Annotated in this window: 3 protein-coding genes and 1 other annotated feature; all 3 genes read left to right on the top strand. The window is 36.0% G+C overall.

From position 1 onward, the window contains the following. The first annotated feature begins 190 nt into the window (after positions 1 to 190). Positions 191 to 613, top strand: coding sequence for a 50S ribosomal protein L11 (gene rplK / locus KA833_RS13810; RefSeq protein ID WP_019468573.1), 423 nt, complete (start codon positions 191 to 193; stop codon positions 611 to 613). A 228-nt stretch (positions 614 to 841) separates the two neighbouring features. Continuing rightward, positions 842 to 1,537 (top strand): 50S ribosomal protein L1, encoded by a 696-nt coding sequence (gene rplA, locus KA833_RS13805; RefSeq protein WP_046207685.1) that lies wholly within the window; start codon positions 842 to 844, stop codon positions 1,535 to 1,537. 90 nt (positions 1,538 to 1,627) lie between these two features. Next, positions 1,628 to 1,775: a sequence feature (ribosomal protein L10 leader region), on the top strand. A gap of 77 nt (positions 1,776 to 1,852) precedes the next feature. After that, positions 1,853 to 2,084 (top strand): 50S ribosomal protein L10 (locus KA833_RS13800; RefSeq protein WP_210139601.1); only part of this gene is annotated, 232 nt, incomplete at its 3' end.

Below are 2,084 nucleotides of genomic sequence, written 5' to 3'. Positions count from 1 at the left end.
ACCCCTAATCATTAAAATGATAAGGGGTTCTATAAAAAAAGTTCCATTTTACTCTTGCTTTATGATTTGAGTAGATGTTATAATACTGTGGTCGCGCTCATAGAGCGTTCATTTCGTCACGAAATGTAGAAGAGTGGGAGGACAAAACTGAGTCCTGTGACCACATCACGATATCAAGGAGGTGCACATCGTGGCTAAAAAAGTAGAAAAAGTTGTTAAATTACAAATTCCTGCAGGTAAAGCAAACCCAGCACCACCAGTTGGTCCAGCATTAGGTCAAGCAGGTGTGAACATTATGGGATTCTGTAAGGAATTCAACGCACGTACACAAGAAGATGCAGGTTTAATTATTCCGGTAGAAATCAGTGTTTATGAAGATCGTTCATTTACATTCATTACAAAAACACCACCGGCTCCAGTACTACTTAAAAAAGCAGCTGGCGTTGAGAAAGGTTCTGGTGAACCTAACAAAAACAAAGTTGCTACAGTAACTAAAGATCAAGTACGTGAAATTGCAAACCAAAAAATGCAAGATTTAAACGCTGCAGACGAAGAAGCAGCTATGCGTATTATCGAAGGTACTGCACGTAGTATGGGTATCACAGTTCAATAATATTAAAAAATTAACGAAAACATAGATTGACGATGAAGCAGATGACAGAAATGACAAACAGGATCAAAGCGTTCAATATTGTCGTAATAAGAGGGAAATTGTCATTTATTTAGGAAGTGTTTCCTGAGATGAAATATGATTAAAACCTCTCTGTTATCTGCTCTTAACTTGCAAATGCGAGTAAATGTGGGAGGAAATTCCGCTAAAACCACTAAAGGAGGACATGAAATGGCTAAGAAAAGTAAAAGATTTCAAGAAGTAGCTAATAAAATTGACCGCCAAAAACACTATAGTGTGGAAGAAGCAGTTGAATTAGCTAAAGAAACAAGTATCGCTAACTTTGACGCATCAGTTGAAGTAGCATTCCGTTTAGGAATTGATACACGTAAAAATGATCAACAAATCCGTGGTGCAGTTGTACTTCCAAATGGTACAGGTAAATCACAACGTGTATTGGTATTCGCAAAAGGAGACAAAGCAGCTGAAGCAGAAGCAGCAGGTGCAGATTTCGTTGGTGAAGGTGAATATGTTCAACAAATCCAACAAGGTTGGTTTGACTTTGACGTAGTAGTAGCTACACCAGATATGATGGGTGAAGTTGGTAAACTTGGTCGTGTATTAGGACCTAAAGGTTTAATGCCAAACCCTAAAACTGGAACTGTAACAATGGACGTTACAAAAGCAGTTGAAGAAATCAAAGCAGGTAAAGTAGAATATCGTGCTGAAAAAGCTGGTATTGTACATGCTTCTATTGGTAAAGTATCATTTGATACTGACAAACTTGTTGAAAACTTCAAAGCTTTACAAGATGTGTTAACTAAAGCAAAACCATCTTCAGCTAAAGGTACTTACTTCAAATCTGTTGCTGTTACAACAACAATGGGTCCTGGCGTAAAAGTCGATACTTCTAGCTTCAAACTTTAATCTTAAATATAAATGATGATAAGACTGGATGGATATATTCAGTCTTATCTTTAAAAATATATTGACATATTATATTTAACCAGTTATATTGGTTAATGTATTATTTTACCTAAGACAGTAGGAGTTAGTCATAACTTAAAAATAATCCTACCGAGGCTAAAATTGACTTGAACGTGAAGATTTTTAGATCTTTCAAGCACTTTTTGCCGTGGGTAGAAAGTGCTTTTTTTATTGAGATAAAGTTGTTAATTGACGTAATTAGCAGTTGTAATCAAGATTAAAAGCACCAAATAAAAAAACTATGGAGGTGTCTAAATGTCTGCTATCATCGAAGCTAAAAAACAACAAGTTGATGTAATTGCTGAATCATTAAAGAATTCAGTATCTACTGTAATCGTTGACTACCGCGGTCTAACTGTTTCAGAAGTAACTGAATTACGTTCACAATTACGTGAAGCTGGCGTTGAATTCAAAGTATTGAAAAATACAATGGTTCGCCGTGCTGCTGATCAAGTTGGCTTAGAAGATTTAAATGAACACTTAGTAG

Source organism: Staphylococcus sp. GDY8P67P (assembly GCF_017892545.1).
GTDB lineage: Bacteria > Bacillota > Bacilli > Staphylococcales > Staphylococcaceae > Staphylococcus > Staphylococcus ureilyticus.
The sequence above is the reverse complement of the archived record's forward strand: the minus strand, read 5'-3'. Positions and strand labels throughout refer to the sequence as shown.

Bases quoted from the DNA above. Each gene is read 5' to 3' on its own strand.
- rplA (WP_046207685.1), top strand. From the start codon at position 842: ATGGCTAAGAAAAGTAAAAGATTTCAAGAAGTAGCTAATAAAATTGAC.